The 15,860-nt window shown below is 61.8% G+C and carries 14 protein-coding genes, 1 tRNA gene and 1 pseudogene; 5 read left to right on the forward strand and 11 right to left on the reverse strand.

Features of this window, described 5'->3' with window-relative positions; translation table 11 throughout:
• Positions 1-296: 296 nt before the first annotated feature.
• The 5 genes from GXH28_RS14455 to GXH28_RS14475 all read right to left on the reverse strand — a co-directional run bounded on the left by GXH28_RS14455 (position 297) and on the right by GXH28_RS14475 (position 4,828).
• A complete protein-coding gene (locus GXH28_RS14455; protein ID WP_320447970.1) occupies positions 297-1,106 on the reverse strand; it encodes an HAD-IIA family hydrolase in 810 nt (269 codons plus the stop codon).
• A gap of 44 nt (positions 1,107-1,150) precedes the next feature.
• Positions 1,151-1,948: an ABC transporter permease gene (locus GXH28_RS14460; RefSeq protein WP_169239735.1), complete on the reverse strand. Its 798-nt coding sequence runs from the start codon at positions 1,946-1,948 to the stop codon at positions 1,151-1,153.
• Entirely contained in the window at positions 1,945-3,177 is a 1,233-nt protein-coding gene (locus GXH28_RS14465) for a glycosyltransferase family 4 protein (RefSeq protein ID WP_169239736.1), read from the reverse strand. The genes GXH28_RS14460 and GXH28_RS14465 overlap by 4 nt, the downstream gene beginning before the upstream one ends.
• Before the next feature lie 84 nt (positions 3,178-3,261).
• Positions 3,262-4,239 (reverse strand): prephenate dehydrogenase/arogenate dehydrogenase family protein, encoded by a 978-nt coding sequence (locus GXH28_RS14470; RefSeq protein ID WP_169239737.1) that lies wholly within the window; start codon positions 4,237-4,239, stop codon positions 3,262-3,264.
• 37 nt (positions 4,240-4,276) lie between these two features.
• Positions 4,277-4,828 carry a site-2 protease family protein gene (locus GXH28_RS14475; protein ID WP_240550427.1) on the reverse strand — a complete coding sequence of 184 codons (552 nt, stop codon included), beginning with the start codon at positions 4,826-4,828 and terminating at the stop codon, positions 4,277-4,279.
• A 164-nt stretch (positions 4,829-4,992) separates the two neighbouring features.
• Here GXH28_RS14475 and GXH28_RS14480 point away from each other — a divergent pair, with 164 nt between their 5' ends.
• Positions 4,993-5,205, forward strand: a complete 213-nt coding sequence (locus GXH28_RS14480) for a DUF951 domain-containing protein (RefSeq protein WP_169239739.1) — start codon at positions 4,993-4,995, stop codon at positions 5,203-5,205.
• A gap of 104 nt (positions 5,206-5,309) precedes the next feature.
• Positions 5,310-6,452, forward strand: coding sequence for an MGDG synthase family glycosyltransferase (locus tag GXH28_RS14485; RefSeq protein WP_169239740.1), 1,143 nt, complete (start codon positions 5,310-5,312; stop codon positions 6,450-6,452).
• Positions 6,453-6,483: 31 nt separating this feature from the next.
• Here GXH28_RS14485 and GXH28_RS16080 read toward each other — a convergent pair whose 3' ends face one another.
• From GXH28_RS16080 to GXH28_RS16890, 4 genes are all read right to left on the reverse strand, one after another.
• Positions 6,484-6,852, reverse strand: a complete 369-nt coding sequence (locus GXH28_RS16080; RefSeq protein ID WP_206156872.1) for a hypothetical protein — start codon at positions 6,850-6,852, stop codon at positions 6,484-6,486.
• Positions 6,853-7,089: 237 nt separating this feature from the next.
• The gene (carA, locus tag GXH28_RS14495) at positions 7,090-8,256 is read right to left on the reverse strand and encodes a glutamine-hydrolyzing carbamoyl-phosphate synthase small subunit (protein WP_169239741.1); all 1,167 of its coding nucleotides are present in this window, start codon (positions 8,254-8,256) and stop codon (positions 7,090-7,092) included.
• Entirely contained in the window at positions 8,253-8,681 is a 429-nt protein-coding gene (locus GXH28_RS14500) for an acyl-CoA thioesterase (protein WP_169239742.1), read from the reverse strand. The genes carA and GXH28_RS14500 overlap by 4 nt, the downstream gene beginning before the upstream one ends.
• A 27-nt stretch (positions 8,682-8,708) precedes the next feature.
• Entirely contained in the window at positions 8,709-10,556 is a 1,848-nt protein-coding gene (locus GXH28_RS16890) for a peptidylprolyl isomerase (protein WP_169239743.1), read from the reverse strand.
• Between the two features lie 236 nt (positions 10,557-10,792).
• Between GXH28_RS16890 and GXH28_RS14510 the strand changes: the two genes are divergently transcribed.
• Entirely contained in the window at positions 10,793-11,965 is a 1,173-nt protein-coding gene (locus GXH28_RS14510; RefSeq protein ID WP_169239744.1) for a PA14 domain-containing protein, read from the forward strand.
• Between the two features lie 48 nt (positions 11,966-12,013).
• On the opposite strand, the gene GXH28_RS14515 is transcribed toward GXH28_RS14510, so the two are convergent.
• On the reverse strand, positions 12,014-13,678 hold the full coding sequence (locus GXH28_RS14515) for a PD40 domain-containing protein (protein ID WP_169239745.1): 1,665 nt from the start codon (positions 13,676-13,678) through the stop codon (positions 12,014-12,016).
• A 106-nt stretch (positions 13,679-13,784) separates the two neighbouring features.
• Between GXH28_RS14515 and GXH28_RS14520 the strand changes: the two genes are divergently transcribed.
• Positions 13,785-13,857 (forward strand) — tRNA-Asn (locus tag GXH28_RS14520).
• A gap of 45 nt (positions 13,858-13,902) precedes the next feature.
• Here GXH28_RS14520 and folD read toward each other — a convergent pair.
• The gene (folD, locus tag GXH28_RS14525; RefSeq protein WP_169239746.1) at positions 13,903-14,790 is read right to left on the reverse strand and encodes a bifunctional methylenetetrahydrofolate dehydrogenase/methenyltetrahydrofolate cyclohydrolase FolD; all 888 of its coding nucleotides are present in this window, start codon (positions 14,788-14,790) and stop codon (positions 13,903-13,905) included.
• Between the two features lie 578 nt (positions 14,791-15,368).
• Here folD and GXH28_RS14530 point away from each other — a divergent pair.
• A pseudogene (locus tag GXH28_RS14530) lies at positions 15,369-15,860 on the forward strand (hypothetical protein); the annotation flags it as partial.

Here is a 15,860-nt window from a genome sequence, read left to right on the forward strand (position 1 = left end):
AGCGGGATGCGCTGGAGCCGTCCCGGCATCGAGCGTCTGCTCCCGATTCGGGCGGCCGTCATGGGTCACGCCTTTGACGCGATGTGGTCTGCTGCCTATTCTTCGCCCCCAAACTGAAATAGACCCGGCGCTGCAGCGGTCTGTCACATAAGCGGCTGGCGAGTTGCTTAGGCAGCGCTAGCCGGGCACCGCGACGATGCGATTGCGCTGGCACGGGCAGGCTTATACGCGCACCGCCCCAGCGCTGGGGACGTGGGCGCGCCACAGAAGGGGCGTCGGCGGGGGCCGTGTAACAGTCAGGTGTTGGCCTGCTGCAAAGCATCGGCCACCGCGCCGATGTCTTGGAAAATGTAGTCAGGACGAATCGCACTGTCGCGCGCTTCATCGAGCGAAGTCACGCCGGTGAGCACCAATATCGTCGTCAGCCCGGCATTCTGGCCGCCCAGGATGTCTGTGTCCAGCCGGTCGCCGACGACGGCCGTGTTTTCCGGCGAGCCGCCCATGCGCGCCATCGCCTGGCGCATCATCTCCGGCTGCGGCTTGCCGATGATAAGCGGCTCAACGCCTGTTGAGACACGCAGCGCGGCGAGCGTGGCGCCGTTGCCGGGCACAATGCCGCGTTCACTCGGGTAAGTCACATCGGGGTTGGTGCCGATGAACGCCGCCCCACGCCGGATCAGCAAGCATGCCTCGGCGAGCTTATCGTAGGTTAGCGCGCGGTCCCAGCCAACGACCACATGCGTCGCCTGCTCGGGTTGCTCGTTCACCACCTGCAACCCTTTCGCGCGCAATTCGGCGGCCAGGCCAGGCTCTCCGATGACAAACACGCGCGCTTCGGGCGCATGCCGGGCTAAATAGGCTGCCGTCGCCTGGGGGGAGGTGAGCACTTCGTCAAGCGTCACCGACACACCAAACCCACGCAGCTTGGCGAGATACTCCGCACCGCTCTTGCTGGCATTGTTGGTTGCCAGGATGAACCGGATCCCCAAACTGCGCGCCGTCTCAAAAAATCGCGACATGCCCGGCAGCGCTTGGCTGCCGCGCCAGAGCACGCCATCCATGTCAACGATGAGATGTCGAATCGCAGCGAGCGGAATCGGCCTCACGCATCACCTCAATCTTTACGCGCAATTTCGGGGGCCGGCGCGTCTCACACTTCTTCACCAAACCGAGGGCTGAAGCGCCGGAAGACCAGGTAGCCGACGAACAACACGGCGATCGCGGTGGCTACCGTGCGCAGGACGAAGTCCAGATCGGTCAGCCTACCCCAGTACATCAAATCCTGGTAAATGTTGACCAAAGACGCCATCGGATTAAGTCGGCGCACCCACAGGCCGACTTCAGGCTGCGGCGCGTTGTCTATGTCGTACCAGATCGGCGTGAGGAAGAACAGCGCCAGCATGCTCAGCTCCAGGATGAATTGCGTATCGCGATAGAACACATTGAGCGTGGACAACAAGAACGATACGCCGATGTTGAACAGAACCTGAACGATGATCACCAAGGGCAGCATCAGCAACGCCGAGGAGACGGGGTGGCCGGAGAGGACCGTCACCAACAGCCACACCGGCAACGCCAGCAGAAAATTCACCAGGTTGGAGATCACCACCGACACCGGCAAAATCGCGCGCGGAAAGTACACTTTTTTGACCAGCGCGGCGTTCGCCACAACGCTGCCGGTGGCGCCGGTCACCGCTGCGGAGAAGAAATTCCAGGCCAACAACCCCGACAGGATGAACACGTTGTAGTGTTGAATCGTCGGCGGCGCGCGATTGATGATGCCAAAAGCAAATGTCATCACCAGCATCATGCCCAGCGGTTGCAGGAATGACCACGCGACGCCGAGCAGAGAGCCGCGGTAGCGCGTCTTCAGGTCGCGCACAACGAGCATCCGCAGCAACGCCCGATACTTCCAAATCTCAGCCAGTTCAGAGCAGAAGCGCTTCATAAGACCGTCTCGTCTTGTTGATGCCTTCGGGGGCGCACCGGTTGTGTCTTCGAGCGGGCAAGCAATTGCTCGTAGAGCGATGTCATGACCGAGGCGGCATGCTCCCACCCGAATCGTTGAACCGCCCTATGGCGCAACTGCTCGCCCAGCATTCGCCGACGCTGTGGGTGGTCGAGCAAATCTGCCACGCGGCGCGCCAGCGCCTCGCTATCGCCGGGCGGCGCATATACGCCCAACGCGCCAAGGTATTCGCGTTGCGCCGGCGTATCGAAGGCCACCGTCGGCAGCGCCATTGCCATGTAGTTGAGGATTTTGCCGCTGCCTTCGGTCAGCGACAGCTTAGGAGCAACGGCCAAATCGCCAAGCGCCAACATGCGCGGCGCCTCAAGATACGGCACGCGCCCGGTAAAGATGACCTCGGGCAGCGTTCCGGCCTCTGCGGCCACCCGCTGCCACGTCTCCACGCCAGGATATCCCATCACCAGCCAGCGCAGGCGCCGCCCTTCAGCCTTCAGGCGCGCAGCAGCCTCGATCAGGTTCCGAATGCCCTGGTGCGCCGCCAGCAGGCCAATAAAGACGACCAGCGGTTCATCCGGCGCAATTCCCCATCGCGCGCGTAAGTGCGCGCGGGCTTCGGCAGAGAGCACGTCTGGGCGAAAGACTTGCGAATTGACGCCGTCGGGCAGCGCCTGCACCGGAACCCGATCCCCTAATTTCGCCCGCAGCGCGCTCGCTGCATGACGTGTGCTGGTTAAGACGGCATGGGGGATGCGATCGACCACCTGTTCGACGCGCCGAAAGATCGCATGAGCCATAGAGTTCGCCTTGATGAAACGGTGTTGCAGCAACTCATCGGTCAGGCTGCCCTGATAATCGAAGATGACCGGGATGCGCCATGGTCGGGCCAGCACGCCGGCGATCAGCGCGCCCTCGTGCAAGTGGGCATGGATCACGTCAAATCGGTTGCGGCTCAGGACGCGCAACAATCGGATGCCGAGCAGGGCGTCAAAGGCAAATTTGTGACGCGACGATCCAACCTCGTAGTCGCGATGCCAGGGCGTCGGCATGGTGCGCACAATACGGATGCCGGGAACATCGCTGCCCTTGTAGTAGGTGAGGATGGTGACTTGATGGCCGAGCGCCTGCAAGGCGCGCGCTTCCTCCAGGATGCGCACATGACAACCGTAGTCGCTAAAAAAGGAGGTGGGGGCCAGACTGAGAATATGCATGGTGTGCAATGATTCTCGCGACGCGGCGGCGCTGGCTATCGCTGAACCGGCGCCGCGTTATTCGATATTGACGGGCATGTGACGCTAGCGCCTCTTGTTGCCGGTGAGTCGGCTTGCCATACCCTCACCCAGGAACATCTTGAGCAACCCGCCGGAGTCCCGCTCGATGGGGATATGCCCTTCGATCCGGCCTCGACGCCAGTTGGCCAGCCACTCCCGGCGGCGCTCCTCAGCCTGCGTCAACATGCGTGTAACCGACTCGGTGTTATGCGCGGCGATGGCGTCGCGCAGCGCCATACATTGCAGCATCACCTGGTTCAGCCAATGTACAACCACATCCGGCTGCGCCTCCAGGGCGGTGGAGAAGCTCGGCGCGCGTCCGGCGCCGTTGACCGCCCGGCCAAACGCGGCGCCGGCCATCCACATCCGATCCCGCCAGGCGGCATCGCTGCTCACAGCCAGCATCAGCATGCTGCTGAGGATTGCCGGCATCGCATCCACCGCCACCGCCATGCCGTCGCGTTCGGCCGGATCCACGAAGATAGGCTTAGCGCCCATCTGATTCGCTAAGGCGACAAATGTGTCCACCATCTGGGTGCGGGTGCCGCGGCTCGGCACGATCGCCCAGATCGCGTCGCGCACGCTGTCGGCGCTGGGCAGTTCGCCCTCGTCATTCACTCGGTCAGGATGATAGACCAGCGACGTGCTGAAGAAAGGCACATCGCCGCCCAGCAAGCCTTCGGCCACTCGCAACGCGGCGACGTGGGGTGCGCCGACGGTTGCAACGATGGTGTTCGGGCCGAGGTCGGGCGCGATGGCGCGCAGGGTGACTTCCAACGCTTCGTGGGGGGCGCAGATAAAAACAGCCGCCGCATTCTCACACGCGCGAGGCAGATTCCATTCACTGTGATCAATGGCTTTGGCGAGCTCGGCCCGGCGCATGGCATCGCGGTCCTTGTCATGGCCCACCACCTCGACCTCTTTGAGCGCCTGCTTGACGGCCATGCCCAGCGACATGCCGACAAAATCGCAACCGACCAAGGCAATTTTGGCTTTGTTCATCTTGCAGTTCCCTATGCGTTCCGCTCCAACCAATCGCTCACAGCCCGAGCAACGTGCGGCTCAACAGCGTCGCCGGTCGCACAATTAACTGGCCCAACACGCCCGTCGCTGAAAGCGCGATTAAGATGATAAACCCATAACGCTCCAACTGATCCATCCATATTTGACTTTGATTCGGCAGCAGCGCCGCGAGCAGCCGCGAGCCGTCCAGCGGCGGGATCGGGATCAAATTGAAAAGGGCCAGAAGAATATTGAGTTGCACAGCGACGGAGAAGGCAAACAGCAGCACATTCGTTGACCAAGAACTGTGATCGAAAAACAGTAAGGTCAGACGAAAGAGCAACGCAAACAGCGCAGCCAACAGCAGATTGGAGAGCGGCCCAGCCAACGCAACGGCTGCAAACGATGTCCGCATATCGCCGCGCAACCGATAGGGGCTCACCGGAACGGGCTTCGCCCAGCCAAATCCGGTTAACACAAACAGCAGGCTGCCGAACGGATCGAGGTGCGCAAGCGGGTTGAGCGTGATCCGTCCTAAGCGTTCGCCGGTGTCATCTCCGAGTTGTCGAGCGGTGAGCGCGTGCGCCAACTCATGGATGGGAAATGCGACGCCGAGCAGCAGCGCTAAGACTATCAGTTGTGAGAAGACTAGGGCGACATCTCCACGGGCCAAGCCGTCGAAGACGCCGACGAGGGGACCGTTCATCAACGCCGAGATTATAGCCGGGGCGGCACATCCTATAATCGCGGTGTATGGCGTTTATCCGCGTGACGCCCATCCAAGTTGGTGATGTGGTGCGGTTGCGCAAACCCCATCCATGTGGCAGCTATGATTGGACCGTGCTGCGCATCGGCGCCGATATCGGGCTGAAATGTCACACGTGTGGCCGCCGCGTTCTGCTCACCCGCAGGGAGTTTGAAAGACGGTTGGAGCGAGTCGTCTCTGCCGCGCAGCCAACCCGGTGAACGGGGCCGCCACGCGGTGTCATGCGTCCAGGGGTCAGGCATATCGAGCGTCGCGTCCGCGCGTGATCGCGAGACAACAGCCGCAAAGCGTCTATCGAAATTCCATGAAAAAAAGAATCGTCCTGCTCTACGGCAATACCGGCGGTGGCCATCGCAGCGCTGCACAGGCCATCGCTCAGGGCATCGAAATCCTCTATCCTGGCGCGTATGACGTCCAACTGGTGGATGGGCTGCGCAACGTGCCATTTCTGATCAACGCTTTCACCGAAACTTACCCGATGTGGGTCAACCACGCACGCGTGTTGTATGCGCTTGGCTTTCACGCCAGCAACAACCGCCGGCGGATCATTGCGCTGCGCAACATGCTCGAACCGCTCAGCGAAAAGACCGCCGACGCCATCGTGAAAGACCATCCGGCCGATGTGTATGTCTCGTGCCATTTGCTATTCAACCAGAGCATTCCGATGGCGCTGCGCCGGCGTAACATGCAGACGCCGTTCATCCACGTCGTCACCGATCTGGTCTCGGGGCATGTGGCGCACTACGTGACCGATGCCGACCATCTGATCGTGCCGACAGAAGAGGCGCGCGCGGAGGCGATCAAGAACCTCGTGCCCGAAGAGAAAATCAGCGTAACCGGCCAGCCGATCGCGCCGGACTTCGCCCAGCGCGTCACCCACGGCGCTACCACACGGCGTGCACTAAATCTGGACGAGCGGATGACCGTACTGCTCATCGGCGGCGGCGATGGCATGGGCCGCTTAGAGGTGACAGCGCGTCAGATCGCCCTGAGCGGGTTGCCGTTGCAGCTCATCGTCGTATGTGGGCGAAACCAAACCGTAAAGGAGAATCTGGAGTTCCTGAACCCCCGCGTGCCCATGCGCGTCTTTGGCTTTGTCAACAACATCCCGGAGCTGATGGGCGCTGCGGACGTCATCGTCACCAAAGCCGGCCCAGGGACGATTTGCGAGGCGTTCGTCGCCCACCTGCCGATCATCCTCTACGATGCAGTGCCGGGGCAGGAGGAAGGCAACGTGGATTACGTGGTCAACAGCGGCGCCGGCGTCTGGTGCCCAACGCCTTGGGCGGTGCTCAAGCAGTTGAAACAGTGGCTGGCCGATCCTGCTGCGATGGAACTGGCCCGTCAGGCTTCCGCGCGCTTGGCGCGGCCGGATTCCGCGCTGGAGATTGCGCGAATCGTCCACCGCTTCGCGCAGCTTGTGCCCGACCCACCGATGAGCCGCTAGTCACAGGCGAACGGCTCAATCCACCCCACAGTCACTCTTCGTCGAAGTCGTCCTCATCGTCTTCGTCATCATCCCAGAGGAGTTCGTCTTCGTCTTCCTCGTCGAAGTCTTCGAAGTCGAAGTCCTCTTCGTCTTCCTCGTCGAAGTCTTCCTCGTCGAAGTCTTCCTCGTCGAAGTCTTCCTCGTCGAAGTCTTCCTCGTCGTCAAGTTCTTCCAGGGAAATTTCATCCTCCGCTTCGTCCTCGTCCAGAATATCGTCTTCGATATCGTCGAGGTCATCCGCGAAATCGTCATCATCACCCAGGTCTACGTCGAGGTCTTCATCGTCGAAGTCCTCGTCGTCGTCGTCGAGCGGAGCATAGTTGATCGGCGCAGTGACACCGCCCGAATGCGCAGCCATGGGAAATGCGTGTATCGCTGCTAAATGAACCGTAGCCATCAGCGTGGCGTCAAGTGGTGCAGTCATTGGATTCTCACGGTAGTTGCGGTCTTGGACTTCGTGCGCGATTATAAAGATGGGTCAAGGGTTGTCAACGACTTCGCTGAGATTCGGACACGCCTGAAGTATCATCCATGGCCGCTAAGCGCGCCTGAAAAATTCCGGCGCAGCCCCGAGCAGGAGATGCGCGCAAAGCGTCTAACCCTGTGCACCATCTTCAGAGGCGCCCCGAGCGCGCGATCGAACGGCTTGGATGAATTGATCGAACAGATAGCCTGCGTCATGTGGGCCCGGGGAGGCTTCCGGGTGATATTGCACGCTGAAAGCATTGCACGCTGGCACTCGCAGCCCCTCGACACAGCCGTCGTTCAGGTTCACGTGTGTGATCTCCACCCCCGGCGGCAGGCTATCGGCGTGAACGGCAAAGCCGTGGTTGTGGCTGCTGATCTCGACGCGGCTGTTGGCCAGCACCGGCTGATTGCCGCCACGATGGCCGAACTTCATCTTGTAGGTGCGACCGCCCAACGCCAGGCCAAGGATCTGATGGCCGAGACAGATGCCAAAGATCGGCGTCCGGCCGAGCAGCCGACGAGTAGTCTCGATGGCATAGGTACATGCCGCCGGATCGCCGGGGCCGTTCGAGAGGAACACGCCATCCGGCTGCATGGCCAGCACCTCCTCGGCCGTCGTCGTCGCTGGGACAACGGTGATCCGACAGCCGCGCGAGGCCAATAGGCGCAGAATGTTGCGCTTGACGCCGAAGTCGAAAGCAACTATGTGCGGCCGCGCTGCGGATGGCTCGTCGGGCATCCAAGCGGCCGGCTCGACGTACCACTGCGCGTCTACCCCCTCCACCCAGCGATAGGGTTCGTCACAGGTGACCTCGCGGGCCAGGTCAGCGCCGTTCATATCGCGGCTGGCGCGCGCCATCTCGATCAAGCGTTCCGGGTCGGTGTTGACCGACGAGATTGCGCCGCGCATGGCGCCTTTCTCTCGGATGTGCCTGACCAGCGCGCGGGTGCTCAGCCCCATTATGCCCACCACGCCATGATCTTTTAAGTACTCGTTAAGCGGCTTTCGGCTGCGGTAGTTGCTGGCGATCGGGCTAAGCTCGCGCACGGCAAAGCCGGCCACCCAGGCGCGATGCGATTCGTCATCGTCGGGGTTTGTGCCCACATTGCCGATCTGCGGCGCAGTCATCACCACGATTTGACCATAGTACGAAGGATCGGTGATGATTTCTTGATAGCCCGTCATCGAGGTGTTGAAGACCACCTCGCCGGTCGTCTCACCGATTTTGCCGAAGCCGGCGCCCGGCCAGCAGGTGCCGTCTTCAAGCGCCAGCAAAGCAGGAGGAGATGTCATCGCGCTTCTATAGCCCCATGGGATTCTGCTTGCGCCCTGTCGCGCAACAATGCCCGCCACGCTTCGGGCAGCCGCGTCGGCGCGTTCAGCACGAAGTTGAAGCATACCTGAACCGTTTTGCCCGTCGCGATCAGTGCGCCATCGGCCTGGCGCGTGATGCGGTAGTGCAACGCGTACGAAGTATTGCGGATCTCGCCCACGCTCACCGCGATGTCGAGCCGATCGCCGAGCCGCGCCGGCGCGCGATAGTCTATCTCCGCATGCGCGAGGACCGTGCTGCGTTCGGGGGAGAACAGGCCGCGCATGCCGATGGCAGTGATGAATGCGATACGCGCCTCCTCAAAATAGGTCAGATACACTGCGTTATTGACGTGATTGTAGGCGTCCAGGTCGCGGAAGCGCACCTGCAGTGTATGCACAAACATGATGCGTCAGGATTCGGAGCAGCATCTTTACCGCTTCGGTTCTACGATCACAGACTGGATCGCGTCGGCCTTAGCGTCGCCCTGAGCCGCCTTGAGCGACTTGACCACCTCCAGGCCGGAGATGACTTGGCCGATAATCGAGAAACGGCCGTCCAGCTCCAGGGTGGGCGAGTAAGTAAAGATGAGCTGCGCGCTGCTGGTGTTACCGTTGCCGAACAGCGCGACGATGCCCGGCTTGGACATCGCGCCCGGCGTCAGCTCAACGCCGCACTCGAAGCCGGGATTGCCGGCGGCCGTAGGATTGCCGAACAGGATCGCGCCGATCTGCGGGTCGTTCAAGACGACCGGCGCGCCATCGAAGTAGCCTTGCTGGGCCAGGAACACCGTCGCGTTGACGTTGACCGGCGCAAGCGCCGGATCGAGTTCGGCCACAACGTCGCCGCGATTCGTCTTGACCGTCATCACGTATTTGGCGTCCTTGCGCGTGACCTGCTCCGGCTTGGCGAAGTTGAACGCCTTGGTGCTGAGGCCGGCGATGTCCTTTGCGCGGCGATCGGCATAGCTGCGAAGCTGCGCTGCTGTGTCGGGTTGCTGGAACGCTTGCAGCGGGATGTCACGGCCATCCAGGAAGAGCCACGGCGTGCCGGCAACGTTAGCGGCCCGGCCCGAAGCCACATCGCGCTGCACGCGCGCGGCGACGGCGTCGCTGACCAGGTCGCGCTCAAATTGCGCAACGTCCAGTTTCAACGCCTCAGCGTAGGCCTTGAGCGTCGCCGTGATCTCGGCCAACGGTTTGTTCGACCACTCACCCTGCTTCTCATAAAGCAAGTCATGCATCTCCCAGAACTTGCCTTGCAGCGCAGCCGCTTCGGCAGCACGCGCAGTGGGGATCGCCTTATCATGCTGCGGGAGTGGGAAGTGGCGGAAGACCAATCGCACGGTGTCGCTCACCGTTCCCATGAGCGTCTTCATTTGGGGATGGAAGGCCGCGCAGGCCGGGCACTGGAAGTCGCCATACTCAATAATCGTGGTCGCAGCCTGCGGGTTGCCCAGTATGTGGTCATCGGCGTTGACGTTGAGTGGGACAGCCTCGCACGTCACCGGCTTGGGCAGGGGCGTAGGCGCTGGGATGGCGGTTGCCTGCGGCGGCGCCACAGCGACAGCGCTCCCATCCGCGGTCGTGATGTCTATCCGTTGGATCACGTCGCCGACCCGGATGGCGCGCACCACGTCCTGGCCACGAATCGTCACCCCGAAGACGGTGTAGTTGTTGTCGAGATTGGGCTGCGCGCCGATGGTGATGTAGAACTGGCTACCGCTGCTCGGCGTGCTTTCCGGCGGGCCGCCCAGACGCGCCATGGCGATTGCCCCATCCACATGCGGCAACTTGATCTCCGGCGGAATATCATAGCCGGGCCCGCCGGTGCCGTTGCCGAGCGGATCGCCGCCCTGAATGACGAAGCCCGGCTCGACGCGATGGAACGTCAGGCCGTCGTAGAACCCATTCTGCGCCAGATAAATGAAATTGTTGACCGTTTGCGGGGCCGCCTGAGCGTTCAGCTCTACCACGATGTCGCCCTTGGCAGTCTTGATCGTGGCGAGGTATCTCTGGGATGGGTCTATGGTGAGCGGCGGCGGCGCGCCGCCCACGCGCGCGCGCTCGGCAGGGGAAAGTTTCGCAAACGGTCGTGTTGCGCTATGAGCAGCGGGCGATGGAGTCGCGGCTGCTTTTGGTTGACCGACCACACTGCCAGGCGTCGGTGTCGCCGAGTGGGGCGTTGAGGTAGGTAAATTCGCCGGCTGAGCATCACAGGCGGAGAGGATGAGCGCCGCAGCGATGCCCACAGCTACAGCGACGCTTGTTTGTCTATTCACGAAAGGCCTCCTGGGGAAAGCTATCTAGCATTTGCGCGATCTTGAAAGTGATATAAAGTGAACTCGCTTCGATATCCACAAGTTTATCCACAAAATGTGGTGGTCCATGTACATGCGGGCGGCAGAGATACGTGAAGTTCGGGCGGAACACGGCATTATACCCATCATGCCCGGCTCGCCTTCCCATCGTGCGCATCGTTGCTACAATCCCTTTTACAAGTGACGAGGTAAGAAGCATGAGTCGACAAGTGAACAACATCAAGCCGCTGAGCTTACGGCGTGTCTTGGCGCTGTGGGCAAGTATAGCGATCAGTCTCTTCGCCCTCGGGGCTGCTATGCCAGTGGAGCGCGCTGAAGCCAGTGCTTACACCTGCCTGTGGTATATCGTTCGCCGGGGCGACACGCTGGGCGAGCTGGCCATTCGCTACAACACGACGGTGCTCACCTTGCGCCGCGTGAACGGCTTGAAGACCACGCGCATCTACGTTGGCCAGCGCTTGTGCATCCCGCGCTACGCGCCGCCGGCTTCGCCACAACCTCCGGCTGGGCCATGGCTCGGCGAGTACTGGAACAACACCATCCTGTCTGGCCCGCCGACCCTCACACGCCACGAATCCGCGATCAACTTCAATTGGGGGTTTGGGTCGCCGGACTTGATGCGCGTGCAGCCCGATTATTTCTCTGCGCGCTGGACGCGTAAGATCAACCTCTCGGCCGGCATATGGCGCTTCGCCGCCGATGTGGATGATGGGATTCGCATCTGGGTAGACGGGCAGGTTGTGCTCGACGCGCTCAACTTCGTCGGCCGGCAGACGCCGAGCATAGACCTACCCCTCACACAAGGCACACACGAAATCCGCGTGGACTATGTTGAACAGACGCAACGGGCGTTCATCAAGCTCAACATCACCCGCGTCGGATCACTGCCACCACAACCGACCCCACCCTCGCCGCCTGGCGTCGGGTTCAACAACGGGCCCTGGACGGTTGATTTCTTTGCCAACACGAACTTCGCAGGCCCGGCTGCGTCCAGGACCGTCGTGTGCTGCTTACGCTTCGACTGGAATGGCGCGCCGCCGGCGTCGGGCGTGCCCGGCACTTCTTTCAGCGCGCGCTTCAGCCAAGTGCGCTACTTCCCCTCCGGCATCTATCAGCTCGTGGCTCGTGTGGATGACGGCATCCGCATCTATCTGGACGGCAACTTGATCATGGATGAATTCCGCGAGCAATCGGTGCGCACCTTCACGGCAAACGTGAACTTGGGCGCCGGCAATCACTCGATCGTCGTCGAATATGTCCAATACGGCGGCACCTCGAACGTATCACTCTACTGGGACTTCCTCGGCGATCCCAGCAACCCGCGCGCAGCGGCAGTCAGTCCAGCGCCGTACTTCCCTCCCCTGCCATGAGGGCGACCGAAAAAGAACGGCGGGCATATCGCCCGCTGTTCTTTTATATCAGCGCAGCCAGAGCAACTGCTCGGCTTGCCAATACGGATGCTGGCTGCCCAGCTCGATCAGCCGGACGAGGTTGCTGCCGTCGGCGTTCATGACCCAAATCGCCCAGTTGCCGCCGTCGCGGTTGGAGATGAAGGCGATGCGCGTGCCATCCGGCGAAAATGTCGGCGCGCCGCTATTCGCCCCAAAACCGGTCAGTTGCTGGAACATCCCCGAAAGCGACACGGTGAAAATCTCCCAAGAGCCGGGAAAGTTCGACATATAGACCAGCTTATCGCCGCTGGGCGACCATTGCATGTTGATATCGCTGCTTGAAGTGGTGAGCCGTCGCACACTGCTCGGCTGATCGGGGTTGATCAAGTGGATGCCGCACTGATCCGTGCACGCTTGGTAGGCGATCAGGCCATTTGGCCCCCACACCGGATAGCTCCCGCTCGCGAGAACAGTAAGCGCACCGGATCCGTCGGTGGGGCTGATCACCACCTTCCATCCGTCCTGGTAAATCGAATATACCATGCGCGCGCGATCCGGCGAGAGGCTTGCGCGATAGCTGGGCTGCGGCCCTGATCCAATTTGATAGGCTTGTGCAGCCGCGCCGTCGTAAACGTTGTAGCGGTATTGATAAGTGGCGGGATCAAACTGGCTGTAAAACAGGCGCCCGGTAATGCCGGCGGTGTTGGGGATGGCCGTAGCGGACCCGACATTCACTCCGCTGCCACTGACTGAGGCCATCAAGCAGCGCGCATCGGCATCGCGCTGCTTTTCAGCCAGTGAGGGGTTCGGGCTGAACTGAGCGGCGCGCTCATACTTTTTTGCGGCCGCACACCAGTCGCCGGCGCCGGCATAGGCGTCTCCGGCGCGGAGATAGGCTTCGCGCAGCTTAGCGCCGACGTCGCGATAGCCCGGCGCACTCTGATACAGGCGTTCCAGTTGGGCGATGCTCTTCTCCCAATCAGCGCCGAAGTAATACATGGCGCTCTGGTAAGCCGCTGCAAGGCGTCGCTCGCCTTCAACGCGGTCGCTCAACGGGTGAATCGCAGCAGCGAGATCGAGATCGTATAGTCCCGGCTCGATCTGGCCGGCGCGCAGCCGGCTCAACCCGCGCTCCACCAGCGCGCGATAGCGCAGGTCGCCCACCATCGCCGCCTCAAAGTCGCGGTCCAGAGCGATGAGTTGATCGGCCAGGCGAATGACCGAATCCCAGTCTCTCTGCTCGCTGGCCGCAACCAAGTCCTGAAAGATGCGGGGCTTGTCCACAACCACGGGGAGCGGCGTAGGCGTCGGCGGCGGCGGCGTAGGCGTTTGGGCCGCGATCGCCGTCGCGATCAAGCTGCGCACGCCGTAGTTCTCGGGTTGGTACTGCAAGATGTAGGCATAGTTCGCCTCGGCCAAAGCATACTTGCCCTCGCGCATGAGGTCGTTCCCTTTCTGGAGTCGGTCGAGCAACGAAGCCGCAACCGTCGCTGTGGCGCGCACGGCCGCCTCGCGCTGTCCCGCTTGCGCGCCGGTCAGGCCGGCGACCGCCACCATGCCGAGCAAGCCACACGCATAGAGCGCCACGAGCGCGGCGAGTGGCGCCACACGAACCGCGCGGCGCTGCTGCCCAGCCGACGTGATGACGTCTGTCCGGGGCGACGATGCAGTGTTGGCGGAGCGATTGGTCATGATCTACGAGCCGCGCAGTTCGCGCCATGAGATTATAGGCAACATGCCACGCCCTGCGCCCCCGCGCCAGGGCAGACTGGCGTTTTGTGTATAATACCAACTGCTATCCTCGATAGCTCAATGGGTAGAGCAACCGGCTGTTAACCGGTAGGTTACAGGTTCGAGCCCTGTTCGAGGAGCTGCGCCGAGCTTCCGTAGTCCATACGGCTACGGAAGCTCGCGTTTTATCCCATCACTCCCGTCACGCGCCGCTGAGCCGCGATCAACGTGTTCCTCAGCAACATCGCAATCGTCATCGGGCCAACGCCGCCGGGCACGGGAGTAATGGCCGACGCCTCCTCGCTGACCTCGTCGAAGTCCACATCGCCCACCAGGCGCGAGCCGCGCGGATGATTTGCGTCTGGGACACGGTTGATGCCCACATCAATCACCACGACGCCGGCCTTCACCATGTCACCGGTGACGAAGCGTGGCTTGCCGATTGCGGCGACAAGAATATCGGCGGTGCGCGTGATGCTGGCGATGTTGGGCGTGCGGCTGTGGCAGACCGTTACCGTTGCATCGCGCGCCAGAAGCATCAGCGCGACGGGCAAGCCGACGATCGCGCTGCGCCCCAAGACCACAGCGCGCCGGCCGGCAATGCGAATGTCGCTACGCTCGAGCAGCTCGATACAGCCCTGGGGCGTGCATGGCGCAAAAGGAGCCTGCCGACCTTTCACACCCAGCAGTCCCAGATTGACCGGGTTAAAGCCGTCCACATCTTTGTGCAGCGGAACTGCGGCCAGGATCGCTTGCTCATCCAGATGCGCCGGCAGGGGCAACTGCACCAGGATGCCATGCACGTCTTCACGCGCGCTCAAGTCGCGCATCAGCCGCATCAGTTCATCTTGCGTCGTGGACGCAGAAAGCTCATACCCGAACGACGCGATGCCTACTTCAGAACATGCTTTGCGCTTGTTGCGCACGTAGGTCGCCGAGGCTGGGTCGTCCCCAACCAGCACCGTCGCTAAGCCGGGCGTCACGCCATGTTCCGCTTTCAAGCGCGCCACGGCTTCCTTGATCTCGGCCCGAATGGTCGCGGCGATCGCCGCGCCGTCAATGATCTTTGCCATGGGGATGGAGCAATGATCGCAGATGATACTGCAGCGTTTGGTTGCTCCGCAGCTACGACGCCAGCATCCGAACGGCGCTGGCCACAAGCAGGGCTACCGATGTTCGGCAACCTGAAAGGCCAGCTCCAGATGCTGGTGTAGATCGCGGCGATGCGCGATCAGCCGGTCGCGCATCGCATCGGTTGCTTCACGTCGTTGGATGGGTTGGATCATGTTTCCTCCCGACGAGACTCAGAACCGGGACTATACGCGAAAGTTGACCATGCACATCGCACAGCGACGGCGAATGGCGTTGCATGGCGCTCAACGCGCGATACAAATCAAGCGCTGCGCTAGAAGCGGCAGGTGCGCATTGCCTCTGCGCAGCGCGCCGCCGGCCCGATAGATACCATGTGGGCGCCGCCCACGTTGGGCGTTTTGACAAAACCCCGATGCGAGCCTATACTTATACTGCCTTTCCAGATACGCGGGACTAGGTGCACAAACCAAGACCGAACCGACGCCTCCACGTTGAAGATCGGGCCAAAGGATATATTGATAATTGATGCTCAGTTGAAAGCCTCGCATAATGCGAAGCGATGAATGCCAAAACCAAAGGTAGACGGCTGCGTGAGCGTCGGCATGTGCAAGCGGCGCGGATCATCTACGCCCAGGCGCAGGCGGCGTTCCCGCGCTACAGCCACCCGTTCAGCCTGAAGCAGTTCACCCTGCCGCAGTTGGCGACGTGCGCGCTGCTGAGCTTCTACTTTAAGATGAGCTACCGCGACTTTGAAGCGTTGCGGTTGATGAGCCGGGAACGCCGCGACGTGTTGGAGCTGACCGCCGCGCCGGACTACAGCACGCTCAACCAGATGTATCACCGCTTTCGAGCCGGTCGCTTGGACAAGATGAACGAGGCGCTGCTGAGCACCCTGGATAACGGCGGTTGGGTTCAGGAAGACGTGATCACACTCGACTCGACCCTCTTTTCGCCCGACCCATGCCGGCGCCTACGTTCAGACCCGCCGCGGCAAGCCGTTCAAACGCCGGCTGAAAGGCGCGTATGCCGCCGGTGTCAGCAGCCATATGAT

The organism is Candidatus Roseilinea sp. NK_OTU-006, assembly GCF_012931985.1.
Taxonomy (GTDB): Bacteria; Chloroflexota; Anaerolineae; order J036; family Brachytrichaceae; genus JAAFGM01.